Here is a 15,252-nt window from a genome sequence, read left to right on the forward strand (position 1 = left end):
GGGCAGTCCCACCCTACGGGCTCGTACGATGAGCGCCGAGGCGGTGATCCCGGTGATCGAAGTCGTGCGGAGCGGGCAGGTGGGCGCGTCGCCGGAGCGCGTGTGGCACGTCGTCGCCAAGCCGGAACGCGCTCCGGAGTGGCTCAACTCCGCGGAGAGCGTGGAGGTGATCAGCGGCGCGGGCTGCGGCCAGCGGTGGCGGCAGTACAGCCGGTGGGGCAAGAGGCGGTCCGAGGTCGACGTCGAGATCGTCGAGTACCGCAGACCCCTGGTCTTGGCGTGGCGCCACCTCGCCGAACGCCTAGACGGCAAACCCGCGCCCGTGTTCGCGGCCAGCACGGTCTTCCGCATCGAGTTGGAACCCTCCGGCGAGGGAACGCTGGTACGCCTGCGATCCGTACAGGAGCCCGCGTCGGCGGTGCGCGGCCTGCTGATCAAGCTGTTCGGCAGCAAGGAAATCGCCCGAGGCATGGAACGCTCACTCGTGCGCCTGGCCGACGTTTTTTGACCACCGGGCAAGAAACCAACCCCGTGATCCCTTGGAGTGGAAAACCGCTCTGACCACTGCTTTTCCCCGACAAGACCACTACCGTCGACCCCATGGAGGAAGACCACCATTCGCGCCCGGCCACCGCGCGAACCAGGGAACTGGGCCAGGAACTCCGGCTGGCCCGCAAACGCGCGAACCTCAAGGCGACAGCGGTCGCGGAGGAGCTGGGCTGGTCGCTCGGCAAGCTCAGCAAACTGGAACACGGCTGGCGCAGCACCAGCGACTGGGACTACGGCACCCTGCTGGGCAAACTGGGAGCCGACCAGGCGACCCGCAAACGCATCCAACTCATCGTGGCAGAGCAGGACACCGGCCACTTCCTCCGCCCGCACCACGGCCTGCTGTCGGACAACCTGCTGTGCTTGATGATCCACGAACGCGCGGCGACGACCATGTGCCACTACGAGACGACCTTCATCCCTGGTTTGCTCCAGACCGAGGCCTACGCCAGAGCGGTCATCGATCCCGATGGGGGCTTCCTCCCCGAGGAACTCACCTTCAAGACCAACGCCCGCTTGGAGCGCCAGACCGTCCTCATCGGGTTGGGGTCACCAGAGGCCACCTTCTACATCCATGAAGTCGCCTTGCACGCGGTGGTTGGCGACAACCAGGTCATGCATGACCAGATGATGCGACTCGCCTTCATGTGCGGGTGGGGCCGCTTGACCATCCGGGTGGTTCCGATGTCGCGCGGAGGCCACCCGGCGCTGATGCACGCCTTCGCCTCGATGACCTTCGCCAAGCCGATCACGCCGGTCGCCTACAGCGAGACCGATGTCGCCACGGTCTTCACCGAAGACCGGAGATCGATCGAGATCTACCAGCACAAACAGAGGGCACTCGATGATCGTGCCCTGAATGCGGAACAATCGCGGTCGTTGTTCGCCCGATGGGCGGACACCTACGACCGTCGAGGGGACCGCGATGTCGAAGGGCCTGGTCTGGCGTAAGAGCAGCTACAGCGGGGGCAACGAGAGCAACTGCGTCGAAGTAGCGCTTCCCGCCCAGCGTGTGGCCGTGCGGGACTCCAAGAACCCGTCCGGGCCCGTTCTCGCTTTCCCGGTGGTCCAGTGGGAGGCGTTCCTACTGGCTCTTCGGTGAGGTGATGCCGTAGATCGTTCGCAGCCAGACCGTGGTCAGCGTGTCGACCAGCTTCCGGTCCCTTGCCGGCGAGCGGCGGGAGAGCGACTGGGTGTAGCAGGCCTGTTCGTTCATGTGTTCCAGCACGGTCACCAGCAGTCTTGCTTCCGGTGGGCCGGGGAGGGCGACGCCTGCGGTGCGTTCGCGGTCGATCTGTTCGGCCGCGGCGTCGATGAAGCGGCGGCCGACGGTGGACCAGAACTCCTGCATCTGCGGGTTCACGTCGCGGGCGCGCATGGCGGCTCGCAGGACCGGGCCGTGGTGGCGCCACAGGGCGACGGTGGCGGTGAGGGCGCGGCGGATGGCGTCCTCCGGTGGTTCGCTGCCGCGCCGCAGCCACAGTGCGGCGCACTCGTGCAGTTCGACCGCCACCTGTTCCGACAGCGCGTGCAGCACCGCTTCACGCGACTCGAAGTGGAAGTAGAACGTCGACCGGGACACGCCCGCGCCCGACGTCAGCTCGTCGACGGCGATCTCGTCGAGCGAACGGGATTCCAGCAGCCGCTCCGCGGTGTCGAGGATCGCCTGCGAGGTCAGGTCGCCCTTGCTGCGCTTGCGCCTGGACGCGACCTGGTGCACCGGTGTGCGTGGGGGCATGGCGGCCATCCTGGTCCACTCGTCGCGGTGCGGCAACGATTTCACCAGCACGTTCGATTCAGAAGCCCTATTGCGGCCAAAGGAGACGGACAGGGCTCCTGTGTGGAGTCAGACGCGCGCCGGTGTTTTCGGTGCGGCCACGGTGAAGCGGACCGCCGTGGAGAGCACCAGGTCGCCGTCCGGGGTGCGTGCGGCCTCGATCTCGTCGAACGCCGCGGCCCGCGCGAGGGGCAGGGATTTGGCGGGCACGCGGTCCAGCAGTTCGCGGCCGCCGTTGGCCCACACCCACTCCAGCCAGTGCTCGGGATCGCGGAACCTGGTCTCCTGCACGTCTTCGGTGATCGCCACGCGCTCGTAGCCGTGCTCGGCGAGGAACTCGCGGATCGCCGCCTCGCTCCGGAACGGGCCGCGCTGCGCGCTCAGCTTCGGGGCGAACCGGCCGATCGCGACGAGCGCGCTCGCGAACGCGGGGTCCGGCGCGGCGACGGTGCTGAACGCGATCCGTCCGGCTGGCCGCAGCAGGGTCGCGTAGTGGCGCAGCGCCGCCGCCGGATCGGCCAACTGGAAGATCATCAGGTTGGCCAGCACGACGTCGAAGGACCCCGGCTGGAAGTTCGGCTTGTCGGCCTCGTCCAGGCGCACGTCCGACCCGTTCACGTGCCGGGCGCGGACCCGCGCGCCCGCGAGCTGCACCATGCCGGGCCGGTCGTCGACGCCCATGACGGAACCGTTCTCCCCCACCACGTCCAGCGCCGCCAGCAGCGTCGAGCCGCGACCGCAGCCGACCTCCAGCACGTGCTCGCCCTCGCGGAGGCCTGCGCGCTGCACGAGGACCGAGCCCATGGCGAGGAAGCGGTCGACGGCGAAGCGGTCGTGGCCGCGCGCCGACAGGTCGAACGCCGCGGCGATCGACGACTCCAGCTCCTCGGACGGGCTCACGGGACCAATTGTCCGCCTCGCACGTTTCGGGCATGTTGCCCGCAACGGGTGCGGGCTGCCGCCGAACGGGTGGACACTGGGGGTGTGGATCCCCTCTGGGCACTGCGGCAGGTCGCGTTCCGGCTCGAACGCGCGGGCGAACCCACCTACCGGGTGCGGGCGTTCCGGCGGGCCGCGGACGTCGTCGCCGCGCTGCCCGCGGGCGAACTGGAGCGCCGGGTCGCCGCAGGCACGCTGACCGACCTGTCCGGCATCGGCAAGTCCACGGCGGGCGTGATCGTGGACGCCGTGCAGGGCCGGGAACCCGCGTACCTGGACAAGGTGAGCGCACCGGCGCCCGTCTCCGGTGGCCACGAACTGCGCGCCGCGCTGAAGGGCGACTGCCACACCCACTCCGACTGGTCGGACGGCGGCAGCCCCATCCGCGAGATGGCCGAGGCCGCCCGCGACCTGGGCCACGAGTGGGTGGCGCTGACCGACCACTCGCCGCGCCTGACCGTGGCGAGCGGCCTGACCGCCGACCGGCTGCGCAAGCAACTGGAGGTCGTGGCCGAGCTGAACGTGGAGCTGGCGCCGTTCCTGATCCTCACCGGGATCGAGGTGGACATCCTCGACGACGGCGCGCTGGACCAGACCGACGAGCTGCTGGGGCGGGTCGACGTCGTGGTCGCCAGCGTGCACTCGAAGCTGCGGATGGCCGAGCCGGAGATGACCGAACGCCTCCTCACGGCCGTCGCCAACCCGCACGTCGACGTCCTGGGCCACTGCACCGGCAGGCTCGTGGTCGGCAAGGGCCGCCCCGAGTCCACGTTCGACGCCGACGCGGTCTTCGAGGCCTGCCGAGAACACCGCACAGCAGTGGAGATCAACTCCCGCCCCGAACGCCGCGACCCACCAACCCGCCTCCTCCAGCTAGCGGCCTCCCTGGGCTGCGACTTCGCCATCGACAGCGACGCCCACGCCCCAGGCCAACTCGACTGGCTCGTCTACGGCTGCGAACGCGCGGAAGCCACCGGCATCACCCCAGACCGAGTGATCAACACCCGCTCCGCAGCAGACCTACTGGCCCACTGAACACCACACCCACCACCACGCAGCCGCAGACCTGCCCGCCGCCCCTCCCGCGCGATTCCGCGCCCCCACTTCTCCCACCCGCAGACGCTCAGGCGGCGCCGGAACCCCCGCCTTCGCGAAGGCACGGGCTCACGACGGCGGTCCTGGCAAAGCCACGCGCTATCCGTTCAGCGGCACCCGAACCCGCACCTCGTCGAGACCGACGGCGGACCACGAGACGACGAGGTCGAGCACACCACCGTCGGGCAGCCGCAGGGAGTACTCGGCACTAGCCAGGTGCCGATCGCCGAAACCACCGTCGTCCCCACCCCCACCACCGTGGCCACCGCCACCACCGCCGAAACCCCCACTCCCCCCACCACCGCTGAACGTCGCGGCCATCGACCGGAGCTGGTGCGCGTCCCGGCCGCGCACCTCGGCGATGGCGGCCTGTCGGCAGAGGAACTCATCGCGCGGCGGCGGGAAGCCCTGGTCGAACACGGCCGCCAGCGCTCCCCTCGCGATGCTCAGCAGCTCCACCGACAGCGCGGTCCCGACGGCGGTCGCGCGGGTCAGCACCACGACCGCGTCGGCGGACCCGTGCAGCACCGTCGGCCCCGCCAGGACCACACCTTCCTCGATCGCCAGGTCGAGCGGGCCGAAGTCCGAGACGTGGCGGTCGAACTCCTCGGTCACGGGCACGCCCAGCCGCGGCGCGTCCCACACGGACGTGGCCGCCGCCTCCACCTCGTCCCGCGCGGGCAGTCGCAGCGGGAGGACCGTCTCCGCGAAACCGATCTCCGGCCACGCGAGCACCAGCGACACCTCGTCGAACAACGGCGGCAGCAGGTAGACACCGCAGCGCTCCGTCGGCCCCGTGGGAGACGAACGGCCACGCTCGGTGGTCACGTACTCCCACCGCGCACGACCGTCGGGCTCGAGCCACCCCACCCGCAGGTTCATCCCCTCGTCGTAGGCGGGCAGCAGGCGCCGTGGCGCCACCGCGGGCCGAATGGCGACCTCCCGAGGCGTGCGCGAGAGCAGCTCCACCGCGAGCCCCGACGGCCTGGCCACCGCCCGCACCACCCCGACGGTCAACTCGGGCCGCCTCACCAACACCCCGCCGGGGTGCGCCACGACTCCCAGGGTCTCGATCGGCTCCATCCCTCCACCTTGCCCGGCGAACCCGACCGGTGGTGTCGCTCAACCGTGCGACAGCGAACCGCCCCCAGACCCCGCAGTCCACAGCGGGAAGTCAGGCCGCTCGACCGTCCCCCGGTCGGGCAACTCGACCGCGACGACCGCCTCCGGGAAGCCGACCTCCGGCCGTTCCACCAGGAACCCACCCCGGTGTGCCAGAACCCCTGTCGTGTCCATCCACCCAGTCTGCCCACCAACCTCCATTCGCCGCTGACCTGGACTTTCCCCCGACCACACCCGTCCACAACGCCCGCAGGAACGGCGGACACCGACGTCACGTCCTGTGTGGACCGCGCCACGCCGATGTGTAGACCCGAGATCACTGGGTACTCAGCTCCCGACGGCAACCGAATCCCAGGAGGTTCTAGTGACCACCATCGAGAAATCGGTCGGCGTCCGGGGCTCGGCGAGCACCGCCGGGCACACCGAGGAGGACACGCCGCACGACGGAGTCGTGACGTCCAACCGACCTGCCGAGCGGACCGCCGAGGTGAACCCGATGGTGATGGTCGGCACGGAGCCGAATGCCGTCGCGCACAACGACGCCGGGTCCGGGAGCCGGCGCGGACCGGGTTCGCCGCACGCGGGCGAGCACCGAGAACACCGCGTCGACGACCACGGGCAGCACATGGCGTGATGAACGCACAGGAGCAGGGCCCCGCGACGACCTCGGACCTCGACGTCCGCGTCCCAGCGGGGCCCGCTCATCTCCCCAGCATCCGAATCGTCACGGCGGGCATGGCGGAACGGGCGTCGTTCGACGCCGACATCGTCGCCGAGCTCGTGCTGGCGGTCGACGAAGCCTGTTCGCTGCTCATCCGCCGAGCCACCGAGGGTGCTCGGCTCACGTGCCACTTCGCCGTCGAACACCACGTCCTGCTGTTCCGCGCGCAGGTCTCGTCGCCCAGCACGTGGGTGCCGAAGACGACCTCGTTCTGCTGGCGCGTGATCAGCTCGCTCGCCGACTCGGCGTCCACGATGGTCGACTCGGACGGGATGCTGCACATCGAGCTGCGGCGGCGGGAAGCGGCGTTGCGATGATCCAGTACCCCGCGATGGAGCCGGTCTTCCAGGAACTCGCCACCACGGACCCCGCGCGGCCCCGGTTCCAGGAGTTGCGCGACCTGCTGGTCACCTCCCACCTGCCGGTCGCCGACCACATCGCCGACCGCTTCGCCGACCGCGGCGAGAACCCGGAGGACGTGCGGCAGGTCGCGGCCGTCGGCCTGATCCACGCGGTCGACCGGTTCGACGTCGGCCGCGGCATCGAGTTCCTGGCGTTCGCCGTGCCGACCATCACCGGCGAGATCCGCCGCTACTTCCGCGACCTGTGCTGGACCGTCCGCGTCCCGCGCAAGCTCAAGGAACTCTGCCTCGCCATCGACGCCGCCAGAGCCGACCTCAGCGAACACCTCGGCCGCGCACCGACCCCGAGCGAGGTCTCCCGGCACCTCGGCGTCAGCGTCGAGGAGGTCTACGAGGGACTGCACGCGGGAAGCGCGTACCACCTGCTGTCGCTGGACGACCTGCCGGACGAGGAACTGGACGACCAGCTCCAGGAGGACGACCACGAGTTGGAGATCGCCGAACTCCACCACGCCCTCAACCCCATGCTCCGCGGCCTCCCCAAGCGCGAGCGCCGGATCGTCGTGCTCCGCTTCTTCGAGGACAAGACGCAGACCGAGATCGCCCGCACCGTCGGCGTCTCGCAGATGCACGTCTCCAGGTTGTTGGCCCAGTCGCTGGAGAGGCTGCGAAATCTGCTGGAAGAAGGGTGAGCGCTAGTGCTCCACTGGTGGTAGGACTGGGGATCGTCCTCCGAGATGGGGTGGTAGGCCGTGGCGAACTCCCGGTTGACCGAGTTGGCGTGGCCTCAGCGCGCCGCGCTGGCCCTCAGCGTCCTGCTCGCGCTGTTCGGCCTGGCGGGTTTCGCCGTCACCGGCTTCGACGACTTCGTCGGTGCGGGCCCGGACTACGTGCTCGGCCTGCGCGTCAACCCGTTGCAGAACACCATCTACCTCGCCACCGGCCTGATCGGTCTCACCATGTGCTGGCGCCCCCGCTCGACCCGCGTCTTCGGCGCCCTCATGGCCCCCGTCTACCTGGTCGTGTTCGCCATCGGCGCCCCGTCAGGCGAGGTCGCGGGCACCGGCCCGCTGAACGCCAACAGCGCCGCGGGCTTCGTCCACCTCCTGATCGGCTTCGCCGCGGTGGTCATCGCCCAGGCCTGCGTCCGCGTGGAACAAGCCAACCGCCACCACCACGCGTGAACAACCCCCCAGCGGGGTACGCCTACCGGCAGCCAACCTGAGGGGAAACGCCATGGAGACCGGCGACCTACGAGCACTGGCCCACGGCACCGGACCGTTCACATCCGTCTACTACGACGCGTCAAGCCTCGTGGACCTGCGCTGGCGTGCCATGCGCGACCAGTTGGAAGCACAATCAACGAACGACGAAACACTGGCCACCCTCACCAACGCCATCCTGACCGCCACCCCACCACCAGGCTTGGCAGGCCGCGCCTTGATAGCCGCGGACAACCGCATAGTCCTGGACCGCTACCTCCCAGTCCCCCCAGCGGGTTACACGGCCCGCCTCTCCCCACTCCCGTACCTGCTACCACTGGTAGACCTGGCGGAACCAATGGTCCCCCACGTGATCGTCCACCTAGATCACCTGGGCGCGGACCTGCGCGGCGTAGACCACTCCGGCCGCCCGGTAGCGGTGGCCACCGTAGGCGGCCGACTCCCACCAACAGGAGAACGCCTACGAGCAGCAGAGCTGTCAGACATCACCGAGGAAGCAATCAGACTGGTCAACTGGCTACACGCCCCACTACTGATCCTCGCGGGCCCCCTAAAAGCCCGCCGCACCCTGCGCAACGCCCTACCGGCAGGCCACAACCACATCATCGTCGAGGTAGAGGCAACCCCAAGATCAGGCGACACCAACCTCGACCACGTAGTCCACCACCTGGCAAGCCGCAGAAACCACGACGAACAACGAACAGTCGTAGACCGCTTCCGAGACGAGTCCAGCCGACTAACAGGAACAGCAGTACACGGCCTACGAGCCGTCTCAGCCGCCCTAAGCGCAGGCGCGGTGGACACCCTGCTGCTCAGCGACACAGTCGTCGGAGAACGAGCACTGTGGGTAGACCCAACAGGCAACCAAATCTCCGCAACACCACACACAGGCCTAATAAAACAACGAGCAGACGAAGTCCTACCCCACGCAGCAGTAGCCACCCAGGCAGACATCATCCTGGTAGGAAACCGCCTAACCCTCCACGAAGACACAGGCGCCCTACTACGAGCCTGAGCAACCACCCACAAAACCGGCGCCCACAGCCGCCGACCACCTACGCCCCGCCACGCCGCCTACGCAACCGTGGCCGATTTTACTTGGGGGATTTGCCCCTTAAACTTGCGTCGGACGGCAGCTTCACCTCTGCCCTTTATTGTCCGACGAAGGGGCAAATCTAGGGGCCCCAAGTCAAATCGGCCACCCCACCACCAAGAGCCCGGCACCCAACCCGACCCCCCACCCAACCCACCCTCACTTCCCCTTCAACAACCGAACCACCCCCCTCTCCACCACCCTCCGAGCCTCCTCGGACCCCAACTCCCCCTCCACCTTCCTCAAAGCCCGAACCACAGTCCTCCCCTCCTCAAACCCCTCCACCACCCGAGGGTCCACATAGGACCTCCGAGCCACAGCCGCAGTGTTCCCCAACTCCTCAGCCACCTCCCTCATCACCGCCGCCTCCACCCGACTCACCCCCCTCCCAGACTCCGGCCTTTCCCCCTTCTCAAGAACCACCTTCGCAAAAGCCACAGCCGCAAAAACCGTCCCATGCCAAGTACGCAGATCCTTGACCGAATACCCCTCCCCCACCATCTCCTTGAACCTCTCATTCACCTCCTCCGAATGAACCTCACACCACCTCCTCCCCTCCCGATAAACCAACAACCGATCCGACCCCGACCGCGACCTCCTCAACGACCGCACCACCCCAGCCAACCCCACATCCTCCACACACCGATCAAACTCAATCCCGCTCTTGGCCGGATACCGAAAATCCACCACATCCGACCGCACCACGACATGCGACCGCAGCAACGTAGCCACCCCGTGCGACCCGTTGTCCTGCTGATAACTCTCCCCACCCACCCGAAAAACCCCCCGGTCCAACAAGAACAACGCCACGGCCAACACCCGATCCCGCCCCAACCCGGAAGCGGACATCGACCGCACCACCTCCTCCCGGAACCCCGGCAGCACCCCGGCCATCCCCAACACCCGCGCGTACTTCTCCACGTCCCGCTGCTCGTGCCAACGAGCGTGGTAGAGGTACTGCCGCCGCCCGGCGTCGTCGGTCCCCACCGCCTGGATGTGCCCGTTCGCGTAAGGCGAGATCCACACGTCCCGCCAAGCGGGCGGGATCGCCAGCGCCTTCACCCGCTCCCGGTCGGCCGCGTCCACCACCCCGCCGGACGCGTCCCGGTAGGTGAAGCCACGGCCGTGCCTGGTGCGCCGCCACCCCGGCCCGGCCACGTCACTGCGACGGAGTCTCATGCCCGCCTGATGCCCCGCGGACGGAAATCCAAACCCGGATCCGGGGTTGAGGCACTCCACCAACGGGTAAAGGGCACCTATGACCTCCCCCTGGACCGTGGGCGTCGAGCAGGAGCTGTTCCTGGTGGACCCCGAAACCCGACGCCCGGTTCCGCTCGCGCCCGAGGTGGTGGCCGAGGCCGGTGACGCCTACGACGTGCAGCGCGAGCTCACGCCGTTCCAGATCGAGGTCGCCACGCCCGTCTGCGAAACGCCCGCCGAACTCGTCGACCAGATCCGGGCGGGCCGTGAGCACCTCGCCAAGGCCGCGAAGGCCGTCGGGTGCAGGCTGATGGCGGCGGCCATCCCGCCGCTCGGCAAGGCGGGCCCGCCGCCCGAGTCCGACGACCCCCGCTACCGGCTGATGGAGCACTCGCACCGCAAGCTCCTCGGCGGGCAGGGCGTGTGCGGGTGCCACGTCCACGTGGGCGTGCCGGACGCGGAAACTGCGATCCTGATCTCCAACGCGATCCGGCCGTGGCTGCCCACGCTCCTCGCGCTGACGGTGAACTCGCCCGTCATGGACACCGAGGACACCGGGTACGCGAGTTGGCGCGCGATGATCTGGTCGCGGTGGCCGGGGGCCGGTGCGCCGCCGCACTTCGCGTCGGCCGCGCACTACGAGCGGCTGGTGCAGGCGCTCATCTCCTCGGAAGCGTTGCTGGACAAGGGAATGGTGTACTGGGACATCCGCCCGTCCGCCAATCACCCGACCGTGGAGGTGCGGGTCGCCGACCTGCCGCTGACCGTCAAGGAGGTCGCGGTGTTCGCCGAGCTGGTCCGGGCGCTCGCGGCCACCGCCGCCGACTCCCCGCCGCGCGACGAGCCCGCGGACCCGGTTCTGCTCCGGGCGGCGTCGTGGCGGGCCGCGCGGGACGGGATCGACGGGCAGGGTGTCGACCTGCGGACTGGCAAGCTGGTGCCCGCGTTCGACCAGGCGGCGCACCTCGTCGCGTACACGGCGGACGCGCTGCGCCGAACGGGGCAGTTGTCCACTGTGGAAGAGCACCTGGCCTGGTTGCGCGCCAACGGTTCCGCCGCCGCCAGGCAGCGGAGCGCACTGAAGCGCGACAGCGACCCGCGAGCACTGGTGGACCAACTGGTCGAGTGGACGCTGGTCTAGTGATGACCGCCCGCCTCCGGCGGGGCTACCGTAGGTGGACCGCCGGAGCCGGCGGTCCGAACAGAGAGGAGACCGGTGTGCCCGATCCCACAGCGACGGGAGCGACCGCGCCTCAGCCCGCCGTCCTGGCTTCCGTGCGGCTGAACAGCGCGCAGCCCGGCCTGGTCGTGCTGCACGTGTCCGGCGAACTGGACACCACGAGCGCCCAGGAGCTCGCCCTGCCGCTGCAAGACCAGTTGACCGAGGCCAACAAGACCGTGGTCGTCGACCTCGGTGGTGTGCGCTTCCTCGGCTCGGCCGGTTTGGAGGCGCTGGTCGTCGGCCAGCAGAGGGCGACCGAGCTCGGCATCGCGTTCGTGGTCGTCGCGTCCAGCCGCGCTGCGCTGCGCCCCATCGAGGCCACCGGCCTCGATTCCGTGTTCACCCTGGTCAGCACCGTCGAGGAAGCCTCGGCGAAGCACGCGGGCTAGACCAGCGAGCGCCTGACCGTCCGGATGGCGCAGCGCACCGCCCCCACCGTGGGGAGTGCGCTGCGCCCCGGTTCGACGACCCAGCGGGCCGCGCCGGTCTCGATCCGCCGCGGCCCGTCCCAGCACCGCACCGAGGGCGGCAGGACGTAGCGCTGCGGCGGTCCAGGTTCCGGGTTCGCGAGGAACAGCCAGCGGGACCGGTCCGCCGCCAGGATCGGCCCGAGCGGCCCGGCGAACGTGAGCTGGTGGCTCACCTCACCCGCCCACCCGGCGGGCACCTCCACCGCAACCACACCCTCGTCCAACAGGAGCGCGTCGACCTGCTGCTGCCACATGCCGGTTGATCTTGAAGCCGGCACGTGTCCGGGACGTGTCGTGGCGCGGCCCGGCGTGTTACGGGGTGTTTCTAGTCCTTGCCGATGTCCTCGCCGATGTCCTCGAACCACAGTTCCGGCCGCGCCTCGATGAAGTCCGTCATCAGCCCCACGCACTCCGGGTCGTCCAGGATCGTGATGCCGACTCCGTGCTCCGCGAGCCAGTCGTGGCCGCCGGAGAACGTGGTCGCCTCCCCGATCACCACGCGCGGGATGCCGAACTGCCGCACCAGCCCGGAGCAGTACCAGCACGGCGACAGCGTCGTGACCATGATCGTGTCGCGGTAGCTCGCCCGCCTGCCCGCGGCGCGGAACGCCGCCGTCTCCCCGTGCGTGGACGCGTCGCCATCCTGCACCCGCCGGTTGTGGCCGCGGCCGAGCAGCGTCCCGTTCGCGTCGAACAGCGCCGCGCCGATCGGGATCCCGCCTTCCGCGAGCCCGGCCCTGGCCTCTTCGACGGCTACCGCGAGCATTCCCCGTTCGTCCATCGGCTCACGCTAGCGCTCATCCGGCGCCGAAGCAGACGAAGCCGACGCTCGCCGAGTACGCCATGTCGTCGCCGCCCGCCGAGTGCTCCCGCTGCGCCTGAGCCAGCGCCACCGCCGGGGACACGCCCTGTCCGAGCCTGCGGTGCAGGTCGACCATCAGCGGTGTCGTCATCTCCGTCGGCACCGGCATGACCGGCGCGATCAGCGTGGCCGTGCCCAGCCCCAGCAGCGCCGCCGTGAAGCCCATCAGCTCGTCGCCGGGACGCACCGCCGACATGCCCGAGTCGCACGCCGACAGCACGACCCGCGCGGGCGGGGTGCGCAGGCGTTCCAGGTCGTAGACGGTCAGCGGCCCGTCGGCCAGCTCCAGCGCCGAGAACAGCGGGTTGTCCGCGCGGAACGAGCCGTGCGCGGCCACGTGCGCCAGCGGGGCCCCGTCCATCGCCGCGGCGACCTCGTCCACCGTGGCCGACGAATCCACCAGCACCCGCGCACCCGGCACGTGCTCGGCCACGGCGGCGATCTCCGTCGGCGCGGCGGGCAGCCGCGGTCCGGCGGCCAGCACCGACCGGTCGGACGGCCGCGGCACGCGCGACTGCGTCGCCGCCCTCAGCCACACCGTCGCCGACGGGGCCACGGTCACCGAACGGCCCTCGTTGCCCGGCAGCACCGACCACGGCAGGCCGTTGAGCACGCCGGTCGGCGCGAGCACCAGCGCGCGCCCGTCGATCCGCCCGCGCAACGGCGTGAGCAGCCGGTCCGCGAGCCGCCGGGCGGCGTGCGCGGCCGTGGACCGCAGGTGCGACCGGTCGACCGAGGTCGGCAGCGTCACCATGCGGTGCAGCGCGAAGCGCAGCAGCCGGATCTCCCGCACCGCGCCTTCGACGTCACCGAGCCGGTGCAGCGACGCCCGGCCGCCCGCGACCACCACGGCCAGCAGCTCGTCGTCGAAGTTCACGTACTCCACCAGCGCCGCGTCGCCGAGCGCCCACGCGAGGTCGCGCACGGCGGGCGGCCGGTGGATCGCGCCGCCGCCGCTGACCTGGCGGCTCAGGTCGCGGACCCGCTGCTCCATCCTCACCTGCCGCTGCCGCAGCGCTCCCGAGGCCTTGCCCGCCAGCAGCGCGCCCTCCAGGTCGGCGGTCACCGCGCGCAGCTCGGCCAGCGCGTCGGCCACCGCGGAGTCCTCCGGCGGCCGGGCGGGCGTCATCCGCAACGCGCTGGCGCGCCAGCTCTCCGCCCAGCTCAGCACCTTCGCCGCGTGCCCAGTGGAGACCGCGCTCCGCAGCCCGGCCAGCGCCAGCTCCTTGCCCTGCGCCCCGCTCAACGCCCGCAGCTCCGCCGCACCCAGCGACACCCGGTACTCGTCCAGCAGCGCCAGCCCGCGCCGCAGCGCCGTCTGCGCGCCGCGCGCGTTGCCGTCCAGCTCCCGGCGCAACGCCTCGGCGTACCAGCCCTGCACCCGGTTCACCGCCGTGCCACCCCGCCGAGCCGCACCCGCGACCTCAAGGTGCTCGCGCGCCAACGCCGAGTCCCCCAGGTCACGCGCGATCAACGCCGCGTCCACCCGCGCCTCCAGCGCGGGCGTCCGCCAGCCCAGCTCGTCCAACCGATCCGCCACGCGGGCCATCCCCGTGCCCAACCTGCGCGACCGCTGGCCGCTCAGGTACGCCGCGTGCAGCTCCACGTGCCGCGCGTTGGCCTCCCACACCTCGCGCTTCTCCCGCCGGAACCCCTTGCGCGCCAACGCCGCTGTCTCCACGGCCTGGTCGAGGTCACCCTCCAGCAGCGCGATCCGCGCCCGGTAGAACAGCGCCTCCGACCGCCCCAGCACCAGGTTGCGGCCCGCCATCTCGGCCAGCGCCCGGTCGGCGGCGGCCCGCGCCTCCTCCACCAGCGGCACCGACACCAGCAGCTCCAGCCGGTTGATCAGCAGCAGCGGCCGGGGCACCTCCAGCCGCCGGTACTCCTGCTCGGCCTCGGCGAACATCGTCAGCGCCCGCGGGATGTCGCCCGCCCGGACCGCCGAGATGCCCGCGTTCCACCGCACGTCCGCGACCGCCAGGTCCTGCCCCAGCTCGCGGTACAGCACGGCGGCCCGGTCGAAGTCCTCGTCCGCGGCCCGCAGACCACCGGTGTACGCCCGCAGCAGGCCGCGGTTGTTCAGCACCCGCGCCTCGGTGAGCCGGTCGTCGAACCGCCGGACCACCTCCACCGCGGCGTTGTACTCGCGCAGCGCCTCGTCGTAGCGGCACAGGAAGTGCAGCACGATCCCGCGCGTCGTCCGGCCGCTCCCTGCGTCCTGGCCGTGCAGGTCCGGCAGCGCCGCGGTGATCGCGCGCAGCGCCTGCACGTGCCGTCCGGTGTTCGACAGCACGAACGCCAGGCTCATCCGCGCCAACGCCGTCAACCGCGCCGAATCCGCATTCCTCGCGATCCGGATCGAACTCCGCAGGTGGCGTTCGGCCGCGTCGAAGTCGTGCAGTTCGCGGAACGACAGCCCGATGGCGCGCTCGGCCAGCGACGCCTCCTCGGCGTCGCCCCCCGCTCGTGCGCGACGCAGCGCCGAACGGCCCATCTCGATTGCCGCGTGCGGGTCACGTTGTCGTGCGTCCAGCGCATCAGCGGCGGAAACGTCGGCCACCTGTGCACTTTATCGGGCCCGGTTTGGGAACGTCGTTGTGGTAGCTTGATCACG

Annotated in this window: 19 protein-coding genes; 11 read left to right on the forward strand and 8 right to left on the reverse strand. The window is 70.4% G+C overall.

From position 1 onward, the window contains the following. The first annotated feature begins 28 nt into the window (after positions 1-28). From NZH93_RS33750 to NZH93_RS33760, 3 genes are all read left to right on the forward strand, one after another. A complete protein-coding gene (locus tag NZH93_RS33750; protein WP_259627329.1) occupies positions 29-508 on the forward strand; it encodes an SRPBCC family protein in 480 nt (159 codons plus the stop codon). A gap of 92 nt (positions 509-600) precedes the next feature. Next, on the forward strand, positions 601-1,500 hold the full coding sequence (locus NZH93_RS33755) for a helix-turn-helix domain-containing protein (RefSeq protein WP_259627330.1): 900 nt from the start codon (positions 601-603) through the stop codon (positions 1,498-1,500). Continuing rightward, positions 1,475-1,651 (forward strand): DUF397 domain-containing protein, encoded by a 177-nt coding sequence (locus NZH93_RS33760; protein ID WP_259627331.1) that lies wholly within the window; start codon positions 1,475-1,477, stop codon positions 1,649-1,651. Before NZH93_RS33755 ends, NZH93_RS33760 begins: the two co-directional genes overlap by 26 nt. On the opposite strand, the gene NZH93_RS33765 is transcribed toward NZH93_RS33760, so the two are convergent. Beyond that, positions 1,634-2,287, reverse strand: a complete 654-nt coding sequence (locus NZH93_RS33765; protein ID WP_259627332.1) for a TetR/AcrR family transcriptional regulator — start codon at positions 2,285-2,287, stop codon at positions 1,634-1,636. The two genes, NZH93_RS33760 and NZH93_RS33765, sit on opposite strands and share 18 nt — an antisense overlap. A gap of 108 nt (positions 2,288-2,395) precedes the next feature. Beyond that, positions 2,396-3,226, reverse strand: a complete 831-nt coding sequence (locus NZH93_RS33770; RefSeq protein WP_259627333.1) for a class I SAM-dependent methyltransferase — start codon at positions 3,224-3,226, stop codon at positions 2,396-2,398. 84 nt (positions 3,227-3,310) lie between these two features. On the opposite strand from NZH93_RS33770, the gene NZH93_RS33775 reads away from it, so the two are divergent. After that, the gene (locus tag NZH93_RS33775) at positions 3,311-4,300 is read left to right on the forward strand and encodes a PHP domain-containing protein (RefSeq protein ID WP_259627334.1); all 990 of its coding nucleotides are present in this window, start codon (positions 3,311-3,313) and stop codon (positions 4,298-4,300) included. Between the two features lie 159 nt (positions 4,301-4,459). Here NZH93_RS33775 and NZH93_RS33780 read toward each other — a convergent pair whose 3' ends face one another. Next, entirely contained in the window at positions 4,460-5,443 is a 984-nt protein-coding gene (locus tag NZH93_RS33780) for a hypothetical protein (RefSeq protein ID WP_259627335.1), read from the reverse strand. A gap of 39 nt (positions 5,444-5,482) precedes the next feature. Beyond that, a complete protein-coding gene (locus NZH93_RS33785) occupies positions 5,483-5,656 on the reverse strand; it encodes a hypothetical protein (protein ID WP_259627336.1) in 174 nt (57 codons plus the stop codon). A gap of 190 nt (positions 5,657-5,846) precedes the next feature. On the opposite strand from NZH93_RS33785, the gene NZH93_RS33790 reads away from it, so the two are divergent. Genes NZH93_RS33790 through NZH93_RS33810 form a run of 5 tightly spaced genes read left to right on the forward strand, consistent with a single transcriptional unit; the run spans position 5,847 to position 8,803 of the window. Beyond that, positions 5,847-6,116, forward strand: a complete 270-nt coding sequence (locus tag NZH93_RS33790) for a hypothetical protein (RefSeq protein WP_259627337.1) — start codon at positions 5,847-5,849, stop codon at positions 6,114-6,116. Next, on the forward strand, positions 6,116-6,520 hold the full coding sequence (locus NZH93_RS33795; protein WP_259627338.1) for an ATP-binding protein: 405 nt from the start codon (positions 6,116-6,118) through the stop codon (positions 6,518-6,520). The genes NZH93_RS33790 and NZH93_RS33795 overlap by 1 nt, the downstream gene beginning before the upstream one ends. Then, positions 6,517-7,257, forward strand: coding sequence for a SigB/SigF/SigG family RNA polymerase sigma factor (locus NZH93_RS33800; protein ID WP_372506955.1), 741 nt, complete (start codon positions 6,517-6,519; stop codon positions 7,255-7,257). The genes NZH93_RS33795 and NZH93_RS33800 overlap by 4 nt, the downstream gene beginning before the upstream one ends. 60 nt (positions 7,258-7,317) lie before the next feature. Next, positions 7,318-7,749 (forward strand): DUF4383 domain-containing protein, encoded by a 432-nt coding sequence (locus tag NZH93_RS33805; RefSeq protein ID WP_259627339.1) that lies wholly within the window; start codon positions 7,318-7,320, stop codon positions 7,747-7,749. A gap of 52 nt (positions 7,750-7,801) precedes the next feature. After that, positions 7,802-8,803 carry a baeRF2 domain-containing protein gene (locus NZH93_RS33810; protein WP_259627340.1) on the forward strand — a complete coding sequence of 334 codons (1,002 nt, stop codon included), beginning with the start codon at positions 7,802-7,804 and terminating at the stop codon, positions 8,801-8,803. Between the two features lie 237 nt (positions 8,804-9,040). Here NZH93_RS33810 and NZH93_RS33815 read toward each other — a convergent pair whose 3' ends face one another. After that, on the reverse strand, positions 9,041-10,060 hold the full coding sequence (locus NZH93_RS33815; RefSeq protein ID WP_259627341.1) for a DNA topoisomerase IB: 1,020 nt from the start codon (positions 10,058-10,060) through the stop codon (positions 9,041-9,043). 79 nt (positions 10,061-10,139) lie between these two features. Here NZH93_RS33815 and NZH93_RS33820 point away from each other — a divergent pair, with 79 nt between their 5' ends. After that, positions 10,140-11,222 (forward strand): carboxylate-amine ligase, encoded by a 1,083-nt coding sequence (locus NZH93_RS33820; RefSeq protein ID WP_259627342.1) that lies wholly within the window; start codon positions 10,140-10,142, stop codon positions 11,220-11,222. Between the two features lie 77 nt (positions 11,223-11,299). Next, positions 11,300-11,692, forward strand: a complete 393-nt coding sequence (locus NZH93_RS33825; RefSeq protein WP_259627343.1) for an STAS domain-containing protein — start codon at positions 11,300-11,302, stop codon at positions 11,690-11,692. Here NZH93_RS33825 and NZH93_RS33830 read toward each other — a convergent pair. From NZH93_RS33830 to NZH93_RS33840, 3 genes are all read right to left on the reverse strand, one after another. Beyond that, a complete protein-coding gene (locus NZH93_RS33830) occupies positions 11,689-12,027 on the reverse strand; it encodes a hypothetical protein (RefSeq protein WP_259627344.1) in 339 nt (112 codons plus the stop codon). The genes NZH93_RS33825 and NZH93_RS33830 overlap by 4 nt on opposite strands. A 71-nt stretch (positions 12,028-12,098) precedes the next feature. Beyond that, complete coding sequence (locus NZH93_RS33835) at positions 12,099-12,554, reverse strand: nucleoside deaminase (protein WP_259627345.1); 456 nt, start codon at positions 12,552-12,554, stop codon at positions 12,099-12,101. Positions 12,555-12,570: 16 nt separating this feature from the next. Then, positions 12,571-15,198, reverse strand: a complete 2,628-nt coding sequence (locus tag NZH93_RS33840) for a CHAT domain-containing protein (RefSeq protein ID WP_259627346.1) — start codon at positions 15,196-15,198, stop codon at positions 12,571-12,573. Between the last annotated feature and the right edge of the window lie 54 nt (positions 15,199-15,252).

Origin of the sequence: Umezawaea endophytica, assembly GCF_025061645.1 — a bacterium.
In the GTDB taxonomy this organism is placed as follows: Bacteria; Actinomycetota; Actinomycetes; order Mycobacteriales; family Pseudonocardiaceae; genus Umezawaea; species Umezawaea endophytica.

What these genes read in the sequence shown, in the direction of transcription:
- NZH93_RS33780 (WP_259627335.1), bottom strand. Translation starts at nt 5,443, where the DNA reads ATGGAGCCGATCGAGACCCTGGGAGTCGTGGCGCACCCCGGCGGGGTG.
- NZH93_RS33810 (WP_259627340.1), top strand. Translation starts at nt 7,802, where the DNA reads ATGGAGACCGGCGACCTACGAGCACTGGCCCACGGCACCGGACCGTTC.
- NZH93_RS33820 (WP_259627342.1), top strand. Translation starts at nt 10,140, where the DNA reads ATGACCTCCCCCTGGACCGTGGGCGTCGAGCAGGAGCTGTTCCTGGTG.
- NZH93_RS33765 (WP_259627332.1), bottom strand. Translation starts at nt 2,287, where the DNA reads ATGCCCCCACGCACACCGGTGCACCAGGTCGCGTCCAGGCGCAAGCGC.
- NZH93_RS33760 (WP_259627331.1), top strand. Translation starts at nt 1,475, where the DNA reads ATGTCGAAGGGCCTGGTCTGGCGTAAGAGCAGCTACAGCGGGGGCAAC.
- NZH93_RS33785 (WP_259627336.1), bottom strand. Translation starts at nt 5,656, where the DNA reads ATGGACACGACAGGGGTTCTGGCACACCGGGGTGGGTTCCTGGTGGAA.
- NZH93_RS33800 (WP_372506955.1), top strand. Translation starts at nt 6,517, where the DNA reads ATGATCCAGTACCCCGCGATGGAGCCGGTCTTCCAGGAACTCGCCACC.
- NZH93_RS33750 (WP_259627329.1), top strand. Translation starts at nt 29, where the DNA reads ATGAGCGCCGAGGCGGTGATCCCGGTGATCGAAGTCGTGCGGAGCGGG.
- NZH93_RS33835 (WP_259627345.1), bottom strand. Translation starts at nt 12,554, where the DNA reads ATGGACGAACGGGGAATGCTCGCGGTAGCCGTCGAAGAGGCCAGGGCC.
- NZH93_RS33755 (WP_259627330.1), top strand. Translation starts at nt 601, where the DNA reads ATGGAGGAAGACCACCATTCGCGCCCGGCCACCGCGCGAACCAGGGAA.
- NZH93_RS33795 (WP_259627338.1), top strand. Translation starts at nt 6,116, where the DNA reads ATGAACGCACAGGAGCAGGGCCCCGCGACGACCTCGGACCTCGACGTC.
- NZH93_RS33815 (WP_259627341.1), bottom strand. Translation starts at nt 10,060, where the DNA reads ATGAGACTCCGTCGCAGTGACGTGGCCGGGCCGGGGTGGCGGCGCACC.
- NZH93_RS33830 (WP_259627344.1), bottom strand. Translation starts at nt 12,027, where the DNA reads ATGTGGCAGCAGCAGGTCGACGCGCTCCTGTTGGACGAGGGTGTGGTT.